This window comes from Shewanella sp. DNRA4 (assembly GCF_012843185.1).
Taxonomy (GTDB): domain Bacteria; phylum Pseudomonadota; class Gammaproteobacteria; order Enterobacterales; family Shewanellaceae; genus Shewanella; species Shewanella xiamenensis.
In genome coordinates, this window is the sequence record NZ_JABAIP010000016.1 from 45697 (window position 1) to 66656 (window position 20960).

Sequence of the window (20960 nt, forward strand, 5' to 3'; positions counted from 1 at the left end):
ATGTTATGAAAAAAATCTGTATATTGTTCCGAAGTGCGCCCCATGGCACCACTAAAGGCCGCGAGGCCTTAGACTTTGCCCTGTTAAGTGCCAGTTTTGAGCAAGAAGTGAGTTTAGTGTTTGTCGATGAAGGCGTGCTTCATCTGCTTAAAGACCAACAACCCGAACTTATCGGTGGTAAAGATTACCTCGCAGCGTTAAAAGCGCTCCCGTTGTACGACATCGAATCGGTGTTCGTCTGCAAACAATCTTTAGGTGACTACGGCTTAAGCCATGGTTTGCTGTCGATTCCGGTGACTATCTTAAACGATGAAGCGATTTCAGCTCACTTAAAAGCTGTCGATGAGGTCTTAGTATTCTAATGATTTTACATCATATTCAAACCTCACCCAGCCGAGACAATGCCCTCAAACTTTGCCTGCGTTATGCTTGCAAAGAGGATGCGATTTTACTCTCGAGTGATGGCGTAAATGCATTATTACTGCGCCAATGGGCCATGGCGCTATCACCCTTTAAGGTGATGGTGCTGAAAGACGATGTCATCGCCCGCGGCTTAACGGAACGTCTTAATAACATTAGTCAAATTGATTACAACGAGTTTGTCACTCAAGCTCTACAGCACGATAAGGTGATCACGTGGTAAATCCGCTTATATTTAACGGCGTCGAAATTGAACGCGACCATCAAGGCTATTTGAAGAATATCGCCGACTGGCAGCCCGATATGGCGCCGCTGCTCGCTCATGAAGAACAAATTGAACTGACCAGTGCTCACTGGGAAGTGGTCAATTTTGTTAGGGATTTTTACTTGGAATATAAAACCAGCCCTGCGATTAGGGTGTTAGTTAAAGCCATTGGCCAAACCTTAGGCCCAGATAAAGGCAATTCCAAATACCTCTATACGCTGTTTCCCGTTGGCCCGGCTAAACAGGCGACAAAAATCGCAGGATTGCCTAAACCAGCTAAATGCATCTGATGACGAAAGGCATGTAGCATATATGCCTTCAATCATTAACCCCTTAAGTACCCGCTTTTTCTAGCTTTAGCTTGATATCGGCGTATCTACATTTTTCCAAACGTCCGAAGCCTTGGAGTTTGCGAGCTTGCAAACGAGTCAAGATAGGTTGAGTCAGGCCTGCTAAAAACTGGCATTGGGTATCTAAGGACAAAGGTGCTAAGCCTTTGGCTTCTGCTGCGAGTTTTAACTCGTTTAAATCGGCACAAATTTGCGTATCATCAGGCCATATTGGCTCTTCAGAATAGGTCAATTTAGCCACTCGGCCACGACAAACACTGCAATGACCACAGGATTTGGGTGCTGCATTATCGTCAAAATAGCGAGCTAAATTGTAATTTAAGCAAGTCGTTAGCTCAAAAAATCGTACTAACTGTGCAATGCGAGCAATTTCTTTTACTTCTTTATCAGCAAAGTATTGATAGAGGTGCTCTGCTCGGTTTTCCAGTACTAAGCCTTGTTCATCGACTTGATAGACATCGGTGACTTGCTTTGCTTCTAATTCAATGAGTTGCTGACTCGCAAGATATTCTAACGCAGCCATTACTCTAGTCCGTTCAGCCCCCGTAGCCTGATACAGTGAAGAAAAATCCAAACTGCCCCAAATGCGCTTCATTTGAGTGTGGGCGAAAATATCGGTTAAAAATGCCTGCCGTTCGGGTGAAAACTGATGCAAAAATTGCTCTTGCGGCACAATAAAACGGTAACGAATATCGGCGTAATAGGCATAAAGTGGTTTGATGATGCCTTGCATTTCAAGCTGCACGAGTAACGTTTTCAGAGGGAGTTGTCTAATATTACTCACATTTGACAGTTGATGAAGTTGCAGTTCCCAACGTCCATTGTGGGTTTCTTCGCGAATGTTATTAATTACAGCCTTAATACTTGCCAGTTCAGGCGTATCGCCATAAACAAAGTTTTCGACAGTGTTGATCCCATCCAAATTGGCTAAAGTGACGCAATGGGAAAGTTGTCCATCACGCCCTGCGCGGCCAATTTCTTGGCAGTAATTTTCAATAGATTTTGGTAAGTCATAGTGGATCACAAAACGAATATTGCTTTTATCAATCCCCATTCCAAAGGCGATGGTCGCAACAACGATGTTGATATGGCCCTGCATAAAGTCCTGCTGAATTTGCTGGCGTTTCTCATCCTCAAACCCAGCATGATAGGCGCTTGCTTCAAATCCCATACGGCAAAGTTCAGCGGCCACCTCCTCTGCCGTATGCTGCAAAGTCACATAGACAATTCCTGCACCGATAACATGTTGTAACTGCTGTTGTAGTGCGGCCAACTTGTGTTGACTTGCTACAGGTAGAACTGTCAAGTCGAGGTTAGCACGATAAAAGCCTGTTTGAACAATGTGTTGTGGCTTAATATCAAAACGCGCCGCCATATCAAGCTTTACTTTACGTGTTGCAGTAGCAGTGAGTAACAGCACCAATGGAATCGCTAGTTCGCGCCGATAATCGGGGAGTTTTAAATAATCGGGGCGAAAATTATGTCCCCATTCTGAGATACAGTGTGCTTCATCAACAACTAGCATAGAGATCGGAATTGATTGAATAAATTGCCTAAATCGCTCATTTTTAAATCGCTCCACCGAAACCATTAGCAATTTTAACTCGCCTGAGCGAGCCTCACGCATCACCTGTTGAGTCATTTCTGGTGTTAAGGTCGAATCAATACTCGCCGCTTTAATGCCCTTCTGTTGTAAAAAACTTAATTGATCTTTAATCAAAGCCAACAATGGCGAAACCACTAAGGTTAAATGGGGAAGTTGTAGCGCGGTAAATTGATAGCAGAGCGATTTTCCTGAGCCAGTAGGAAAAATCGCCAGGCTCGACTGGCCAGCTAATAGCTGAGAGATAACCTCACCTTGACCCTGTCTAAATCCTGCAAAGCCAAATTGTTGCTGTAATAGTGGTATCAAAGTTGGTACATCATCTGGCTGAGGTGCTGAATAAGACATTGAAAAATCCTTGTACCCTATCATATAGACAGGGTCTGCGACTGAAGAAATGCTGAGAACGATTAGACCTTGTCGCTATGACTTTCTGGCTAAATATAAATTGATAAATGCGGTGAGCTTATCGTTAAAGACCTCTTCAAATGTATCGAGATCTTGACCTAATGTATTGAAGTATTGGGAAACTTGAGAACGTGACAAATTTTTATGATCAACCGTGTATTCCATTTCTGGCATGGTTTTATCGTAACGAGGCACTAAGGTCCACGTCACTAAATCAACAGCAAAATGCTTCATGGCCTGCTGTGCTAAGGTACAAAAAGCTTCAATATGTTCGCGGCCATCGGGCCCGAGACAACCAGGTTCAACTCGGCAAAGTACTGATAGCTTTTTTGGCATATTATTTCCCTATGTCACACACTTCTGCTAGAAGCATTGTCCAACGTTGTACGATTAACGCCAGCGTCATCGCTAACTTCAGTTTAGTTTACGTCACTAAACCCAAAAGTCACGTATTGAAGATGGTAAACATAGCCGTTGGTTGATATGAACATTATTTAAAAGGTTTCTTCTTCATTTGCGGCAGAAACAGTAGCGGCATGTTCTGATAATAACGTATCAAGTGCTTGATCAAAACTATCTAAACGCTCAAGTTCCATATAACGCTTTAAGCGTAAGATAATATCCTTGCTAACTTCGATGTGGGACTTTTTCTGACGCTTTTTTATCTGGGAAAGTTCTTTGCGAACCATGCGCCATCCTAAATCACTAAAATATTGATTCAGCATTCGATTCACTTGCTGTAATTGAACATCTACAGTTTGATTTTTCTTACGTAATTGAACCAGTATATTTATGTTAGCGATTAGCTCAGTATAACTTGCAGGTGAATGCATCAATAAGTTAAACCATCCAGCCTTTTCCCCTACCACATCTGGATGAACCATACGATAAATTAACGGTAAGGCAAATACTAATTCTGCTTTATCCAATAACCGTAATTTTCGCCCCGAGGTTGGTGCTTCTTGATGATATTCCCAAAAATAGGCTGTCGTCATTTATGCAAAACGTGTTGTTAACGGATAAGCCCATGATAACGACAAACACCATAAAATAAAAGAATGGTTACACCATTTTATCGACCGTTTTTGCTATAACCTTCTCCTCGCTTAAAAGCTGTACGGTTAAGGCTGAGGTTCATCTTGGTAATCATGGCTAATATTATGTTTTTACAAGACTAAATTTTAACCAGCTCAGCACCAACAATCATTCTGTCTTAAATTTAGTCAACATTAATCATCAATAAAATGGTGTAACCATATTTAAATATTTTAATTAATCCTTACTACTTTATGGCAAGCATTAAATATCAAATAGAGTATTTTATCGCCAACACTAAGTTCAACACCATTTATGGAATAATATTTAAGCAAAGATGTGAATCACAGAAAATGATGGTTGAATTTTCATATAAAAATAAATTTCACTCTATTTTGCCCTAGCCCTCTCTAAACTGTTTTATTTATAACCTATTTGTGCATTTTAACCTCATATAACTCGACTACCAGTGATAATGACGATTATCACTGGTAGTAATAGCAAAGATTTACGTATAATTGCGCCAGTTTTATCGGCAGTGAAAATCGCTCTAATGTCAAAAACGAATCGATTTTATCCAATAGATGTTAATCAGCAACCCGTAGGGGTAAACACTCATTTAACAAAGAAACTTACACAAGCTGATAATGCATTTTTTGAAGAAAGTGCACTTCCCCAATCTGTGCATAATGACTTTTATAATGCAGCAGCCGAAACTGAATTTGAAATATCCAGCAATACTCGCCGTGTATACCAAACGAGCTTCAGTCTATTTGCACAATATTGCTTAGAACACAGATTACAATCATTACCGACTGATCCCAGAAGCGTTATTTCTTTTATTGGTCATCAAAAAGAATTGCTAATGGCCGACACTGGGATGCAGCTTTCTAAGCAAACCTTAACCACTCGGTTAGCCGCGATTCGTTACTATCACATACAAGCGGGTTTTCCGTCACCCACTGAGCACCCGCTGGTGCTCCGAGTCATGCGCGGTTTGAGTCGTAATCACAATCGCCGAGTTCAAGATTATGATCAACAACCGATAATGTACGATGAAGTAGAGTTACTGCTCCAAGCGGTTGAGCAACAACCTCATCCTCTGCTGCGTTCAAGGGATAAGGCTATTATTCAACTCGGTTTACAAGGGGGATTTCGCCGTTCTGAGTTGGCGAATTTGAAGGTGCAATATTTAAGTTTTATGCGGGATAAATTAAAAGTACGCCTACCATTTTCTAAAAGTAATCAGCAAGGATTAAGAGAATGGAAAAATTTACCTGATTCTGAACCTTTCGCCGCTTATCATGCAGTAAAAGCATGGTTACATGAAAGTCAGATTAGTGATGGGCATTTATTTCGCTCTATCTCTCGTGATGGAAAAACCTTAAGACCTTATCAAGTGAAAGATAATAACAAGTCCAATACCACATTTAACCGAAATAGTGGATTCTTAAATGGAGACGATATTTATCGAATTATCAAACAATATTGCGTAAAAGCAGGATTACCCGCTCAATACTACGGCGCACATAGTTTACGCAGCGGATGCGTAACACAACTACATGAAAACAATAAGGATACACTATATATCATGGCAAGAACTGGTCATACGGATCCGCGTTCATTGCGCCATTATCTAAAACCGAAAGAAGATTAACCATTTTATTAGTCCATAATTCACAATACTGTATTTGAGATATTTTTAAGTTAAGTCTTGCAAATGTTTATGGTTAGTCATTGCAGTATTCCTGTAATATAAATGCCGTTTTTGTGTCATATAAGTACTTTAGGCTAAGTCACGAAATTAATTATCCGTACTAGCTGGAGTAAAATATGAGCAAGGCTACCTTTGATCCTACACGCTATAATAAAAGTAATAACGAACCTTTTAACCAAGTGTTGGATAAACATTTATCTCGTCGTAATTTTGTCAAAAGTGGATTAGGTCTAGGGGCCATGACCGCTTTTACTGGCATGGGTTTAGTGGGATGTGGTTCTGACAATTCCTCCTCCCCCACCCCAGTTGATCCCGTGCCACCATTACCACCTAGCAAAAGTAGCGCTAAGCTTAACTTTACCTCAGTCAAAGGCGCACGTTTAGATGCTGTAGTCGTACCTGAGGGGTATACCGCCCAAGTCCTTGCACCTTGGGGGACACCATTAAATTCTAAAGCTGCACCTTGGAAAGCGGATGGCAGTAATACCGCAGATGACCAAGCCAACGCTGTCGGTATGCACCATGACGGAATGCATTTTTTCCCATTGAATGACGCTGGTGATGATGGTTTATTGTGTATTAACCATGAATATATTGATGAAATAGCCCTACATCCCAATGGTCCAACGGTCGATGCAACAACGGGATTACGAACCATTGTCGATGAAGTTCGTAAGGAAATTAATGCCCATGGAGTGTCAGTGGTTAGAATCAAATTGACGAATAATCAATGGGAAGTAATTTATAACGATCGCCATAATCGCCGTTTTACCGGCGCGACAGTGATGGATATCGCCGGCCCTCTAGCTTATTCTTCACTGCTTGAAACCCGATACTCCCCCGATGGTAGCCAAGCTCGTGGTACTTTAAATAACTGTGGTAATGGTTATACCCCTTGGGGCACTTACCTCACATGTGAGGAAAATTGGCCTGAATATTTTGTTAACCGAGGCTCCCTCACTCCAGATCAAATTCGCATTGGGATCAGTAAAACCTCCAGTCGTTATGGCTGGGATGATCTTGCCGGCCAAGATGAAGAACGCCTTGATGAATTTAGCCGCTTTGATGTGACCCCAAAGGGAACGAGCGCGCAGGACGATTATCGCAATGAAGCCAATGGCCATGGCTATATCGTCGAAATAGATCCATACAATCCCACATCCCGCGCAATTAAGCGCACTGCCTTAGGGCGTTTTCGTCACGAAGGTTGTACTTTTGGTAAGTTGAGCGAAGGTAAACCCGTGGTATTTTATTCTGGTCATGATGCGCGTTTTGAGTACCTCTATAAATTCGTGTCGGCAGCACCTTGGGACCCACAAGATGCCAACAGCAGCAATCGCCTTGAAGTTGGCGATAAATATATGAACGAAGGTACATTATATGCGGCTAAGTTTAATGAAAATGGCGTTGGTGTTTGGCTACCGTTGACCTTAGCTAGCCAAACGACTGATGGCAAAACCTTAGGTGACACCTTTGCAAGTCTGGCTGAGATTATTCTCAATACCGCTGGAGCAGCAGATTTACTGGGGGCAACGCCGATGGATCGTCCAGAGTGGTGCGCAGTCGATCCTTTCACAGGTTCAGCCTATTTAACACTGACAAATAACTCGAAACGTACTGAAGCCAACCCCGCAAATCCAAGATTGAAAAATAACTTTGGACATATTATTCGTTGGGATGAAGCTGAGAAAGAGACTGAATTTACCTGGGATATTTTTGTCTTTGGCTCACCAAGTGATGGTAATGCCGAGACTAATTTATCTGGCTTAACAGATCTAAACCAGTTTGCCAGCCCAGATGGTCTTGCCTTTGATAAACGCGGGATCTTATGGGTACAAACCGATAATGGTGCTGAAGAAGTCGCCGAAGAAACGAACGATCAAATGCTGGCGATTGTCCCTTCGACGCTGCTTGATAGTGCCAATAAGCAAGCGAGTTTAACGAGCAATAACCAAATGGAGTTAAAACGCTTTTTTGTAGGTCCCAACGATTGTGAAGTCACAGGTTTTGCTATAAGCCCTGATTATACCTCGGTATTTGCCAACATCCAGCATCCGGGAAACTGGCCTTATTCAAACAACGCTACTGAAGTCACGCCAACAGGTGTCGTGCTTCGCCCTCGCGCGGCCACTGTGGTGATCCGTAAACTCGATGGCAAAGAAGTCGCCGTTTAATTTATCGACTAAAGCATCAGATAAAGCACATCAATCCCCTCACTCGAGGGGATTTTCTGTAAATCACAACTCCAACGTCGCAGCGCGATAAGCCGCTTCAAAGGCATCGGTAAACTCGCTGATCGGTAGAATATCTTCACGGCAGCGACGGTTGCGCCCAAGTAATGATGACTCGACAAACAGATCGAACCATGCGGTTAATGCTTTACCATTTGCCTCTTCACCCATCGCAGCCAATGCCAGTGAAGCAACTTCTGCCGTCCCCAATTGAAAATCGTGACTGCCCTTACGTAGTGCGTAAGTCGCTAACGTATTAGGATCAAAAGACAAGATAGGTAAATCTTGCAGATAAGCGCTTTTACGAAACATTTTAATAGCTTCTCGCCAACTGCCATCGAGCATAATCAATAAAGGGCGTTTACCGTTCGCCAGCGTAGCCATGGGGACTTGGCTTAATACGGTTTGGCCTGGGTTAGCATATTGGGCGGGAAACACTAAAAACGGCTGATAATGCTCATTGCTTAACAGTGCTAGCATCTCAGCTGCTGGCTCGGTGCGCGACCACAGAAACGCATAGGTATCAGGGATCAGATCCGCAATTAAGCGGCCACTATTGGTTGGCTTGATGACCTCGTCGTTATACATGATCAGCAGAAAGCTAGCCTGAGTGGTTAACTGCCTGCGCAGCGAACAAGTACAAAATTGCGCACCTAATAAACACAAAGGACAACGGATGAGTTTTTTGCCGCGAGCGCCAAAAGGCTTAGTCGAAATGGATTTGCGATATTCATATAAGCGATGTACAGCGTGTGGGGCAAGAGCCATAGCAACCAATTCTCAATCAAACTCGTTTTAAAAGGCTGTACACAAGGTACGCCATTATGTCGCGGAGGCGCAGTGTATCCTTTGGCCGATAAAGGTGCAATTGTGGGAGAGTAATAAAGTCTCATACTCAGGCAACTCGTTTTAGGAAATTAAAGCGCGTTAGATTTAATGCACTAAAGGTGAGTCATAGCATTATCAAACTTATGGCAACCTGATTAGATTCGTTGGCTGATATCCACTAACATAGGCTTGCCATGGTGTTCACTCACCGACACGCAGCAAGTCCATCCGTGGATGCTCGACCGCCCAGTCCATGGGGCGGACCGGCCGTCTCGCTAATCACCATGGCTAGCCTTTTTAGCATTAGCGTAATTGTAAGTTTTAAAGAAATACGAAACACGCTTTGGGACAAAAGCGAGTTAGTACGTAGGCTGTGTCAGGTGAATTTCGGAAAAATATTTCTATAGGTTAACGCTTTACTCTGCCGATGCTTTAGCGAACCTTTTAGCTATCTTTGGACTATTTGAGCTCATCCAAAGCTACAGAAGAGCATAGGTCGCATCAGCTGATAATGTATTAATATAGGTTTGGTCAATTAGAGTTATGATTATTCTCCATAATAATTTTTAGTATCTTCCGTAATATTTAGCTTTTCCATTATCGAAACTGGTTTTTTAGCTCCACATGAACCATCAAACGTATATGGGGGACTGCCTTGAGGAAAACCGACCAAGTGGCTTAACCATCCTCCTCTAGCATTAAGATATGTGTATTTTATTAGTGTTTTTCCCGTTCTAGAATCAACCCAGTCCCTCACGTCCTCTCGAATAGGTATAATCTTGTTAATTATTTTATCGTCTTGCCTTACTAACTGTATGGTTGCATTTCTGGCATTCTCATAATCAATAAAAACAGCAGTATTTTCAGCACATAGTTTCCTAAACTGAATCCCTCCAGCAATATCATCTGCAACAGGCATAAAAAATATAAAAATAAAGCATGTAACTTGCACAATTTTTTTCTTATTACCTTTCAGTAAGTTCAATTTTAATACAAGCCATTCGGTCATTTTTTTTGTAACGTAAAACCAAAAAAACAGTATTAAAATCAGTATTATTCCACTCATATAGCCGCCACATTAATTAGCCTAAAATCTCAATCTAGAGCATATTTAAAAATACACCTGAACAACACTCAAATCTTGTTTGATTTATTTCAAACCTTAAATGGACTGCCTTTGATATTTTCATGCCTAAAGATTTTACCAAGAGTGGCTAGTGATTTATCAGAAAGCCCCTGCGTAAAGAGAAGGGTTAAGTTATGTTTTGCCCTTGAACAGCTGACATAAAACAAGTTTCTATTTCGTTCAAAAGTATCATCTTTTCCTTTTGGAACACCGTCTTCCATCCATTCAAGCATTTGATCCCAGTTGTAGTGACTCCAGCCACGGCCACAAACTACTAGCACATTATCAAACTGGGCGCCTTTTACCCCATGCTTGGTTGAAAAAGGGGTTTTATCATTTATGTACTCGGCCAAATTTATGACTTCAGAGTAACGCACAGCGCGAAGACGCCTAATTTTCTCGACGAAACTCAATTCATCTGGTTCCAATGACTCTTGGTCTCGGGCGGATAGTGTTTGATAGCGGACTTCAGAATCCGCGACTTTTGCCGGCACTCTTGGCATATTCGTAGTTATTAACAGGTCTAAAATATCACCGATTGGAGAAGTGTCTCTAAGCCGCATTAACCTTGCTAAATTCTCATTCCAAGTGGTTTTGTCAGCTTGCGACGTTAAGTAGGAGCGGCTTTTCTTTTTAATCTGAAGCAATTCACCATACATACGTTGTTGGAAAGCTAGCGCAGTCGACTCAACAGTTTCGACAAAGAACTCAATGTATTTGTCATTTTTTTTCAGATAGTCTTCTGAATATTTGAAGCAATCTGCGAGATTTTTGAATTTCTGTTCGGTAGCTATCAGGTTATTCGTCAAGAACAGTATTTTGGTTTTAGATAACGACATATCCCAACCATGCTCAACCATTAATGATTTGGTTTGCTGGATAAATCGTCTAGTTTCTTCCTCAGGAAGATCGTCTTTCCAATGTGCACCAGCTAGCCGTGTGCCTTGCCATTCATTTGAATGGTAGACCTTTATACTTCCTGTGGAGTTGGGGTCTGATTCAGCCTGAGGTAACTCGGGACGCATGCGATTGAGGCATTCAACAATATCTTTATCAGAACGAAAATTGGCTCTTTTGCCAATCTCGATGATTTTTCCGGCAGGACTCCTAATCAACCCACAGGCTGACGAGCCGTATATTTTTTGCCAGTGATCACCAAAAAGACCAATAACAATTCCTGAGTCATTATCAATAAGGTTTTGCACGATACTTTCGGCAAGCGCGCTATCAGTGTCTTGATATTCATCAATAAAGATAATTGGGAATTTGCTTTTCAGTAATTTCTGGAATTTGGGAAACGCCAACATACGAGCCATTAACACGACAACGTCGTCATGATGGAGAGAAATTTCATGTTCTTTAATCGACGCAAAACCTAAATCGTACTTAACCGTTTGATTACCAATCCCTGCCGATTCTGCAATTCTCTCTTGCCACTTTGCTCCAAGGGTAGGAATAAGTTGTCTCAACTGCTCCTGGTAGTTTTGCAAAACACTCCAACTGAAGGCATGAATCGTATCCGCAAAAATGACCGGATTATTATCGGTTCTTGCCTTAATCTCGTCTTTGGCCACGTTTGTATAAGTGATACAGGCAACCTGTTTTCCAGAGACTACAAACTCATTAGCACGTAAAGAAATCAGATACTTGAGCGACTCAATCAACGAATAGGTTTTTCCCGCTCCAGCACCGGCTTCCAATCTGAAACATTGCCCTTGATCAATACAACCTCTTAAGCGTTCAAGTGTCTCTGCTGATGCCTGTGCTGCTGGGCTTAATATTGTCATGGCTGCACTCCTGCAACAGCTGCAGCTGGGTCATCGTCTAACCACGCACACCCTTCTTGAATATACTTTGGAACCAGCCAATCCGTATTACTTATGCAATATTCAATAGCGAAGTCCGCTTTGCTCTTTTTGCCGATCTCTTTTGCCGTCTCAAAAACAGCAGCCTCAAGTGCGGAACCAGTTAAGTTATCTAGCTGGAATAACTCGCTATTAGCCAAGATAAATGCATCTTCAAAGCTACGGCCGCATAAGCCACTAACATCTTCATCTACCTGAAAGGCAAGTCGCCGGCATCCGAAAATTTTAGAACCTGAATCTTTAGCTCTAATAGTCGCTAAGTCAGAATAACCATCCCCGCTAAACCATTTCGAAATGCCTACGTTACTTGACCTATCACCCTGGCTCACCATTACACCAGAATTATGTTGTTTCGAATCAACGGCGTCTAGGTCAGTAATAAAGAGCGTTTTAAGCTCAAGAAAATCTATGAATTTGTAGAAGTGATGTGCATAAGCGCCACCAATTTCGACAACTGACAGGTATTTCTGCCTTAAGTTAGTACCTAAAGCAGCATCAACTTTTTTAATCATTTGAGGCAACAATATCCTTTCAGTCGCCCCTTCAACGAGGATCGCTCGATCCGCAAAATACAGGTCGCATTTTGTGAGCGTCAGGTATTTATGCAAAAACTCTTTGTCGCCTGCTGCTTCGTCACTTTGGAAAGCAATACCCAGATCCTTAACTTTGGTCTCGTTTCCATTTTTGGAAAGGAAATAACGAACTTTGCTAAAATCAGCTTCGTTAGCAATATGCGAGGAATGAGTACTCACTATAAATTGTACAGGCCACACCTGCTGGTCATTTAGCTCACGCTGGAACTGCTCAACAATTTGCTCAAGCTGTCGAATAAATACTTCCTGCATTTGCGGATGAAGATGTGCCTCGGGCTCTTCTATGAAAATTACATGCCCTTTCGGTGGCGTTTGATGGCTTTGAAACTCACGGAAATACTCATAAATTCGGAAGAGGATAAAGATTAGATTCCGCATTCCCAATCCGTTATAGGTTTCAGGCAATGTAAAATGATCATCTCGTTGATAAAAAACGCGGGTATGACTTTCCAGCAGTGATTTAACATTGAGTTCGGTTGCTGCGCTTAAATTTGGATCGTGCAGACCCGGATATCCAAAAATATTTAAGGTGGGAAGTAGAGCTTTCACCCTTGCCTGAAAGTCAGTATCAACGACTTGTTGTAATCCTTCGACGACAGTATTAATTTCAGCTGATTGCGCCTTAAAAGCTTCTGGCGCACCAACACTACTCGCACTTTTGAAAATATTACCTAACGATTTACCAAGCACATCACGTTCATTGTGCGTTTCGTCATCTAAACCGCGTTGTGCATTTATAAGACCCGACAGCAGCAATTTTTTAAATGATGAAAACTCAAGTCGAGCTTTGTTGTTCAGGTTTGTTGGCTCGACTGCGTAAACGCTAGCCTCGTAGTAATGCTCAATCCGCGCTCTTAGTTCAGAGAAATATTGTTTTCGGTTGTCATTATCGAGACCAGTAAAAAAATCACTGATCTTGCCATCTTTCAATTGGTAGGAAATGAGGATAATCGTTTCAAATAATTGGTCGTCGAAATCGATAATAAAATCGCCGAGGACACCATATTCGTCTGTATTTTCTTGATAATTAATAAGTAACTCTAGCTCGATTGTTGGAAGCATTAGCCTCACAACATCATCTTTAGCACCGCCTTTAAAAGCATTCAGCGCATCTTCGAAACCTGTCAGACAGGATTGATTGAAATCCTCATAACGCACCTTCGGCCCAGCAGGATTCAAGAAACTGCGGAAAGCCTCAGCAAATGAGGTTTTTCCAGTATTATTGCGCCCGACAATGAGCGTAGTTTCTTCATCAATCGAAAATGACACATCTTTAAGCAGACGATAGTTTTTAATTCGTACGTTTTTTATTTTCACTTTTCATCCCTGACTTAAATTTTATCCGATATTAATAGACACTTTGTAGCATTACTAAAATAGGGTCAATCGTTGCGTTTCAGAGTGAGCCTAAAGTCACGCTACTAAATCATTTTGGGGCATAAACATTGTAGAAAAGGCTGCGTACCGAAAAGAACGCTGCCATTTTAGTATGATATTTTGATGCTCAATATGATTCTATATTACGATCTTACACCAATTAACCTTATCAAAAGCGTTAATCTTTGCCGAAGTTTATGTGGTATTTAGTGATTATTACCATCGTGATAAGTTGCATAAAATACAATCAAACACTCCTAAGTCATAACAAGAAAACACATAGGCCAACTAATTGGTTACGCTTTGCTAAACGATCGCCGAAGATCAAACCGCTTAGGCTAAATTTGTAGCCAATCTGATTTAAATCGTGCTAAATCTTTCATTCATCAATCTATGTTGAATCAGTGCCATTTGCAGGCCCCAACAAAAATGCAAGGAATTATATGCCCACGTCTATCTTGCAAGCGGTAAAGCTCACCCGCTTCGCTTTGTTATCTACACAATTAAGTTCACACAACGTAGGCTCGATCATTTTTGGCGGAATATTGCTAGCAGTGACACCATTAATGGTAAATGCCGCGCCACAACGGGGCGTCAGCTTCCCTCCGAATGCCCAGACTATAGAAGCCCTTATCGATTCTACTGTTAATCCTTTAATGAACGAATATGGGATCCCTGGGATTGCAATCGGGGTAAGTATCAATGGACAACAGTACTTCTTTTCTTATGGTGTCAGTTCAAAAAAGACAGGGGAAAAGGTGAATGAAAATACCCTATTTGAGATTGGTTCTATCAGTAAAACCTTTACCGCGACCCTCGCAACATACGCTCAACTTGAGGGTAAACTGACGCTAACAGATAAGGTAAGCCAATATCTGCCTGAATTAACCGGTAGCCATTTTGACCAGGTCAATCTTATTCATTTAGCCACCCATACAGCGGGAAATCTGCCCATGCAGGTCCCTGATAATATAGCCAATAATGCTGAGTTAATAAGCTATTTAAAAGCCTGGCAACCAGCTTATGCCGCAGGTACTCACCGCAATTATGCCAATCCCAGCATTGGTATTCTCGGTGTGATCGCGGCAAAGCAGCTTGGTCAAGGTTTTCCTGAGGCCGTAGAGCAAACTCTCTTTCGACAACTTGGCATGACAAACAGCTATTTTATGGTTCCAACCAATAAAATGACTGACTACGCCCAAGGCTACAATAAGCAAGATCAGCCAGTACGCCTCAATCCCGGTGTGTTAGCCGATGAGGCCTACGGAATAAAAACGACGGTTGTAGATCTGCTCCGTTTTGTTGAAACCAATATGCAGCAGCATGCGGTGCCTGCAAGGTTGCAACGTGCCATTGATGCCACCCATACGGGCTATTTTGATGTCGGCATGATGACTCAAGCGCTGATTTGGGAGCAATATCCGTATCCGATTGCCCTTGATAAGCTCCTCACTGGACATACTCAAGATGTAGTGTTTGGCAGCATGCCAGTGAAAGCCATTACACCACCCCAAGCGCCACAGCAAAATGTCTGGATAAATAAGACTGGCTCAACGGGTGGTTTTGCTGCGTATGTGGCATATATTCCAGCTAAAAAGCTGGCATTGGTGTTATTGAGTAATAAAAATTATCCCGTGCCGCCACGGGTAACCGCGGGTTACCAGATATTAACAGGCTTAGAAACACTGCAAAATTAATATCGCGTTATCATATTTCAGCCCAAAACCGCGCTTGCCAAAATGGAGAGGTTTTCTCTCCATTCAATTTCTCTGCTACGAATATCTCGTTATTGATCAAAACCCATGTTAATAAACGCGTTATATTGTTGACTTAAGAATCCACCCTTTATCAATTACAAAACCTGATTAACAAGATAAAAACCAAGTGTAAGCTTAGTTTTACAGCCATAAAAGCATAGAAAAACTTATGGGTTGGATGAAAAAATATTCCTGAAAATCAAGACTATTAGCCATTGAACTACTCAATTTTGGGCGTAAGATGCGCGCCATTGTTCAACTGTGCTTTTTTACGGAATTATGATGTCAGGCGAAAAACCGTCTTTAATCTCATTAAAAGCGTCGGCTTCATCAGCAGGAAGTACCACTCGATTGCTCTTTATGCTGGTCTTTATGGTGGCCTGTGGACAAATGGCCCAAACGATTTTTGTGCCAGCACTCCCGCTGATTGCCCAAGGTTTAGCCGTCGATGCAAGCAAGCTACAAGCAGTCATGGCCTGTTATCTGCTCGCCTACGGTTTATGTCAATTTATCTACGGCCCATTATCTGACCGCTATGGGCGAAAACTCCCACTGTTGGTTGGTATTGGGATTTTTATGATCGGCGCGTTAATTGCCACACAAGCCACAAGCTTTAATCAGTTAATTTGCGCGAGTCTGCTTCAAGGCCTTGGCACAGCCAGTGCAGGCGCCCTGTGCCGCAGCATTCCTAGGGATCATTACTTTGGCGATAACTTAGTTAAATTTAATAGCTATGTGTCCATGGCGGTGGTGTTTTTACCCTTGGTGGCACCCTTCTTAGGGAGCCTTGCTTCAGCCTACTTAGGTTGGCAAGCCGTTTACTGGGTGTTATTTGGGTTTGGCGTCTTTGTTTGGTTACTGCTTTGTTTTGGTTTTAAAGAGTCTTTACCAAAAGACAAACGAGAACAACAACCAGTGTTAGCCTCCTATCGCCATGTGCTACGCCACCGCAGTTTTAGGGCATATCTATTTTCATTAATCGCCACCTTTGCGGGGATTGCCGCCTTTGAAGCCATTGCGGGCGTGCTCTATGGCCAATATTTGCAACTCTCATCTTTTTGGTGAGCTGCTATTTTGTGGCGCCTATCCCCGGTTATTTACTCGGTGCACTGGTAGCAGGAAGACAAAAACAAGCACAACGAACCGTATTTCAAGGTGTTGCCTTGCTCGGTGCTGGCGCATTGTTTATGTTGATCCCTGGGTTGTTTCAACTGGTTGTAGGCTGGAGTTTGTTGATAGGCTCAATTTTATTTTTCAGCGGCGCAGGCATGTTATTTCCGACATTAACCTCGGCTGCGTTAGAACCTTTTCCGCGTCAAGCTGGCATTGCGGGGGCTTTGCTGGGTGGTTTACAAAACTTTGGCGCAGGGCTGGCGGCATTAACCATGTCGCTCGTACCTATGGGAGGCCAGTTAAGTATCGGTTTACTGAGCGCGCTGATGGTGCTTTTAGTGATTGTGGCCTTGCATTATGCCCGAGATCAAAATGATACCCATCAAACACTATTGCCGCAAAAAACCTGAGGTTTGCTCTATCAAAATAACAAAGCCCACTTATGTGGGCTTTAGTTTTATCTGATGCTTATCGATTACAGGATTCGTCTTAGTAAAAAGTCTGCTTTTAATCTTCTAATACGATTCATAATCTTCTTCACCGGATCGGGATAGCTTTGCAAGGTATCCACTTGGCTATAGTGATATAACCTCTGTGTATGCTCAAGAATATGCGCTTGCTCGGCCTCAAATTGCGCCTTCCAGCTACCTGTTTCATCGTGGATCAAGAGCCCATTCTCTAAATCCAACGCCCATGCTCTAGGGTTTAGATTTGAGCCTGTGATCAAATGCTTACGCCCATCGGCACTGATACCTTTGAGGTGGTAACTGTTGATCCCATGCTTCCACAGGTGAATATTGAGCTGGCCATTATCAATCGCCCACTGCTGACGTTTGGCAAATTTACGCAGCGACTGTTCATATAAATACGGCAAGGCACCGATGGTGGAAAAATCTTGCTCAGGCGGAATATAAAAGTCATTCGCCGTTTTATCGCCGACGACAATATCAATCCGTTTGCCGTTGCGCAGATGTTTAGCTAAGGCACGGACTAATATATAAGGAGGGTTAAAGTAAGGTGTGCAGATAAAGAGTCTATCTTTTGACTCCTCAACCATCGCAATAACCGCTTTATTCAATAAATTATGTTTACGGCCTAAGCCCAGTAATGGTGTTACCCGATTACCTGTCCGAGTTGCGTTAAACTCGTACTGTGCCTGTGACAAACGTAATTTAAAGCTGCGCACATCGGTTTTAGGCGGTAACACTTCCTGCTGCGGATCTTGAGTGAGTGATGTCACTGCTGGATCGGCAATGATATAACGTTGGATCATTGCCCGCATGCTGCGTGCCAGCTCTGCTGACTCAATCACATGGTAGCGGTCGAAACGGTATTTATCGTTTTGCTGTAGATAGATATTATTAAGACTTGCGCCGCTATAAATCACGGCATCATCAATTACAAAGCCTTTAAGGTGTAATACACCCATAAATTCACGGGATTTGACTGGTACGCCCATAATCTCGATAGGATATTCAGCTTCAGCCATCACTTTGCGGTACATCAAATAATTACCGCTATCACCCTTATGACCAATCAAGCCACGTCTAGCACGGTGAAAATCGACCAAAATTTTGATATCTAACGCAGGATTTTTAGCCTTCGCCGTCATCAAGGCCTGTAAAATCTCCCGCCCTGCTTCATCATCTTCTAAATAGAGTGCAGCGATGTAGATGCTGTTCTTGGCATTTTCGATGCGAGTAAGTAACTCTGCCTTAAATCGGCATGGCGTAAGCAACCACGTTAAAGCCTCGGGTTGAACGGCTATTCCACCAAGCTTATCTAGCAAGGCATCCTCCTTTAAACATGCTGACCACCCCGATAGGAAGCGCTTGGGGTCAGTGACAAAAACATCACAGCAATCTGTGTTAATTCTGGGTAGGCTTCTGTCACTGCCAGTCTGATTGTTTGTTCTACTTTAAGATGAATATCAGGGTCTACCGGAAACCAAAGCAATTCGATTTGGACAAAACGCTGATCAATTCTACCATTACGGTAACTGATGCTGGGGATCCAATCTAATGTAAAACTCTCTGCTTTACCTTTACATATAGCCGCCAAAGACTGCAGTAATGTTTGGCTAAGCTCTGCAACGACTGCCTGGGGTAAGCCGCGCATACTAATATGAGGCATGGTTTTAGTGGTTACCTAAGATCCTAAAATCGTAAGGGGTAGAAATTACCGACTTCACTGCAACTCGGCAAGACTTTTCGATGAAAAGAGCGCGGCGTAACGCCTATTTTGCTGGTAATTTGAGCTGAAACAAGTCATTGGCAATAATAAGTGTAAAATTACGTCGGTTCAGCCTAAATATATACGAGCAGACAAGCCGACTTCAACGACTAACCAAATACGCTTGCACTCTTTATCGGTTGTTCATTTTGCTTATCTACATAGGGTGCCCAAAATGGTAGTTTAATCACAAAATATGGGTTGCTCCTAATGCAAGCATGCCCGTTTTACGTGTTTTAGCGTAAACTAAAACGTCACCAGTCAACACTGCAAAACGCTATGAATAAAAAAATCCTGTTAACCCTCGCACTGACTTTAGCTTTAGCGTGGGGCATTTTTCATTTTAAAGCGCAACTTGGATTACTCATTTTGCCACTTTTTATTGGCTTGGTTTTATTTGTTACCCTAAGGTTGTATCGTCTGATGGAAAAAGATGATGGCAGTCATGACCGCTAATTAAGAGAGTAAACATACAACAGACATGGAAACGTTCTCCCCATTATTCAATTTACAGCGTTCGGCAGGCATATTGCTAACGGTAGTCGCAACAGCCCTATTACCACATCAGCTGTGGGCTACGACTGCAGATATTCAACATGCGATCTTGAGTCAACAAATTAATGATATTGCACCACGTCACTCGCAAATTGCGCTGCTGGCACTGGATATGACGAACAGTAAACAGCTTTATAGCCAGCAAGCTGATACCTTGTTTATCCCCGCCAGCACACAAAAGGTCCTTACTGCCGTCACAGCATTGGCCAACCTTGGGGCCGATTTTCGTTATGTGACGGAGCTGTGGAGCGATGCACCCATTCGCCAAGGCCATATTGCGGGAAGTGTCTATCTGCGCTTTAGTGGCGATCCTACCCTCACTCAAGACGATCTTAAGGCCTTGTTTGCCCACCTACAAAAACAGGGCATCAACAGTATTGACGGGCATCTTTATCTTATCGGTGATAAACAAGAGCAATTACAAGCTCCTGGCTGGGTGTGGGACGACCTCGGCATTTGTTTTGCGGCGCCGGTGTCGAGTTACATCATCAATCAAAACTGTGTTTATGGGCAATTCGTTCCAAGCTCGAGCAAGCATTCCTCTGAGGTCAAATTAAGGGTATCTAGTTTTGGGGTAAAGGTCAGCAGTGACGCGATATTCTCTCCCAAAGCTAGCCATGATTTTTGTCAGCTCGATTTAGTGCGACTTGGGCAAAATCAATATCACCTTCGGGGATGTTATCCTGGCAGTGAGGCTATTCCCCTCGCTATCGCAATAACCGATCCTGAAAAATTCGCCATGGATACGTTAACGGCCATACTCAAGGGGGAAATGTCGCTCTCGGGTAAAGTTAAAATTGGCAACGCAATACCTTTAAAGGCAAAACTTATCGCCAGTCACAGTAGTGCGCCTTTGCCGGAGTTGTTAAAGACTATGTTGCTTAAGTCGGATAATCTGATCGCCGACAGCCTGTTTAAGTTAGTCGGACAACGCTATTACAAAACCCAAGGAAATTTTACCAATGGTGCGGCGGCCATGCGCCATATCCTTAGCGATTTGGGAGTAGATTTAACCCACGCCAATATCGTCGATGGTTCAGGGCTTTCTCGTTATAACTTATTGAGCGCAAGGCAATTAGCCAATGTGCTTACACTAATTTATCAAGATGCCCGCTTTCACAGTCTGATTGACAGTTTGCCCGAGGCGGGAGTCAGCGGTACGCTAAAATATCGACAAGGTTACACTCAACCACCGCTCAAAAACCGTGTTTTTGCCAAGACAGGTTCAATGCAAGGGGTTGCCAATTTAGCTGGTTTTATTCGAATACCACAGCGGAATATCTTATTTGTGGTGCTTGAGAATGGCATTAGTCCTGAAACGAAAAAACAACGCACGCCTGCGTTTAGCGCTGACTTTTTGACTCGTCTCATAACTACGGTTGAGCAACAGGCACAAACAAACCAAACATCGACTAAAGAACTCAACACGGTTAAATTAATTGACTGACAAAACTAAAAAGTACTGATAAATCAGTGCTTTTTACA

17 protein-coding genes and 1 pseudogene are annotated in these 20960 nt (G+C 42.7%); 9 read left to right on the forward strand and 9 right to left on the reverse strand.

The window, feature by feature from the left end:
- The first annotated feature begins 5 nt into the window (after positions 1 to 5).
- Genes tusC through HG547_RS17150 form a run of 3 tightly spaced genes read left to right on the forward strand, consistent with a single transcriptional unit; the run spans position 6 to position 975 of the window.
- A complete protein-coding gene (tusC, locus tag HG547_RS17140) occupies positions 6 to 362 on the forward strand; it encodes a sulfurtransferase complex subunit TusC (RefSeq protein ID WP_144374633.1) in 357 nt (118 codons plus the stop codon).
- Complete coding sequence (tusB, locus tag HG547_RS17145) at positions 362 to 643, forward strand: sulfurtransferase complex subunit TusB (protein WP_037418953.1); 282 nt, start codon at positions 362 to 364, stop codon at positions 641 to 643. Before tusC ends, tusB begins: the two co-directional genes overlap by 1 nt.
- Positions 637 to 975, forward strand: coding sequence for a TusE/DsrC/DsvC family sulfur relay protein (locus HG547_RS17150; RefSeq protein ID WP_069454968.1), 339 nt, complete (start codon positions 637 to 639; stop codon positions 973 to 975). Before tusB ends, HG547_RS17150 begins: the two co-directional genes overlap by 7 nt.
- A gap of 43 nt (positions 976 to 1018) precedes the next feature.
- Here the strand turns inward: HG547_RS17150 and HG547_RS17155 are convergent, their stop codons facing one another.
- From HG547_RS17155 to HG547_RS17165, 3 genes are all read right to left on the reverse strand, one after another.
- Entirely contained in the window at positions 1019 to 2986 is a 1968-nt protein-coding gene (locus HG547_RS17155) for a RecQ family ATP-dependent DNA helicase (RefSeq protein WP_169548515.1), read from the reverse strand.
- Between the two features lie 75 nt (positions 2987 to 3061).
- Positions 3062 to 3382, reverse strand: a complete 321-nt coding sequence (locus HG547_RS17160) for a hypothetical protein (RefSeq protein WP_037418945.1) — start codon at positions 3380 to 3382, stop codon at positions 3062 to 3064.
- A 158-nt stretch (positions 3383 to 3540) separates the two neighbouring features.
- The gene (locus HG547_RS17165) at positions 3541 to 4041 is read right to left on the reverse strand and encodes a hypothetical protein (protein ID WP_037418942.1); all 501 of its coding nucleotides are present in this window, start codon (positions 4039 to 4041) and stop codon (positions 3541 to 3543) included.
- Between the two features lie 593 nt (positions 4042 to 4634).
- Here HG547_RS17165 and HG547_RS17170 point away from each other — a divergent pair.
- Together HG547_RS17170 and HG547_RS17175 are read left to right on the forward strand one after the other, a co-directional pair.
- Positions 4635 to 5738, forward strand: a complete 1104-nt coding sequence (locus HG547_RS17170; protein ID WP_055647363.1) for a tyrosine-type recombinase/integrase — start codon at positions 4635 to 4637, stop codon at positions 5736 to 5738.
- A gap of 176 nt (positions 5739 to 5914) precedes the next feature.
- Complete coding sequence (locus HG547_RS17175) at positions 5915 to 7972, forward strand: PhoX family phosphatase (RefSeq protein ID WP_169548516.1); 2058 nt, start codon at positions 5915 to 5917, stop codon at positions 7970 to 7972.
- A 63-nt stretch (positions 7973 to 8035) separates the two neighbouring features.
- On the opposite strand, the gene HG547_RS17180 is transcribed toward HG547_RS17175, so the two are convergent.
- The 4 genes from HG547_RS17180 to HG547_RS17195 form a co-directional block, all read right to left on the reverse strand.
- On the reverse strand, positions 8036 to 8797 hold the full coding sequence (locus tag HG547_RS17180; RefSeq protein ID WP_140907314.1) for a DTW domain-containing protein: 762 nt from the start codon (positions 8795 to 8797) through the stop codon (positions 8036 to 8038).
- A 607-nt stretch (positions 8798 to 9404) separates the two neighbouring features.
- On the reverse strand, positions 9405 to 9923 hold the full coding sequence (locus HG547_RS17185; protein ID WP_144345041.1) for a hypothetical protein: 519 nt from the start codon (positions 9921 to 9923) through the stop codon (positions 9405 to 9407).
- A gap of 89 nt (positions 9924 to 10012) precedes the next feature.
- The gene (locus tag HG547_RS17190) at positions 10013 to 11770 is read right to left on the reverse strand and encodes a UvrD-helicase domain-containing protein (protein ID WP_169548517.1); all 1758 of its coding nucleotides are present in this window, start codon (positions 11768 to 11770) and stop codon (positions 10013 to 10015) included.
- Positions 11767 to 13758 carry an ATP-dependent endonuclease gene (locus HG547_RS17195; protein WP_144345039.1) on the reverse strand — a complete coding sequence of 664 codons (1992 nt, stop codon included), beginning with the start codon at positions 13756 to 13758 and terminating at the stop codon, positions 11767 to 11769. The genes HG547_RS17190 and HG547_RS17195 overlap by 4 nt, the downstream gene beginning before the upstream one ends.
- A gap of 626 nt (positions 13759 to 14384) precedes the next feature.
- Between HG547_RS17195 and ampC the strand changes: the two genes are divergently transcribed.
- On the forward strand, positions 14385 to 15515 hold the full coding sequence (gene ampC, locus HG547_RS17200) for a class C beta-lactamase (protein WP_248278762.1): 1131 nt from the start codon (positions 14385 to 14387) through the stop codon (positions 15513 to 15515).
- 339 nt (positions 15516 to 15854) lie between these two features.
- Positions 15855 to 17098 (forward strand): annotated as a pseudogene (gene emrD / locus HG547_RS17205) (multidrug efflux MFS transporter EmrD).
- 65 nt (positions 17099 to 17163) lie between these two features.
- Here the strand turns inward: emrD and pssA are convergent.
- Both pssA and HG547_RS17215 read right to left on the reverse strand, forming a co-directional pair.
- Complete coding sequence (pssA, locus tag HG547_RS17210) at positions 17164 to 18477, reverse strand: CDP-diacylglycerol--serine O-phosphatidyltransferase (RefSeq protein ID WP_140907312.1); 1314 nt, start codon at positions 18475 to 18477, stop codon at positions 17164 to 17166.
- Between the two features lie 11 nt (positions 18478 to 18488).
- Positions 18489 to 18821 (reverse strand): DUF1904 domain-containing protein, encoded by a 333-nt coding sequence (locus HG547_RS17215; protein WP_011072371.1) that lies wholly within the window; start codon positions 18819 to 18821, stop codon positions 18489 to 18491.
- Between the two features lie 378 nt (positions 18822 to 19199).
- Between HG547_RS17215 and HG547_RS17220 the strand changes: the two genes are divergently transcribed.
- Positions 19200 to 19376, forward strand: coding sequence for a hypothetical protein (locus tag HG547_RS17220; protein ID WP_037418920.1), 177 nt, complete (start codon positions 19200 to 19202; stop codon positions 19374 to 19376).
- Positions 19377 to 19401: 25 nt separating this feature from the next.
- Entirely contained in the window at positions 19402 to 20922 is a 1521-nt protein-coding gene (gene dacB, locus HG547_RS17225) for a D-alanyl-D-alanine carboxypeptidase/D-alanyl-D-alanine-endopeptidase (RefSeq protein WP_169548519.1), read from the forward strand.
- Positions 20923 to 20960: the final 38 nt, after the last annotated feature.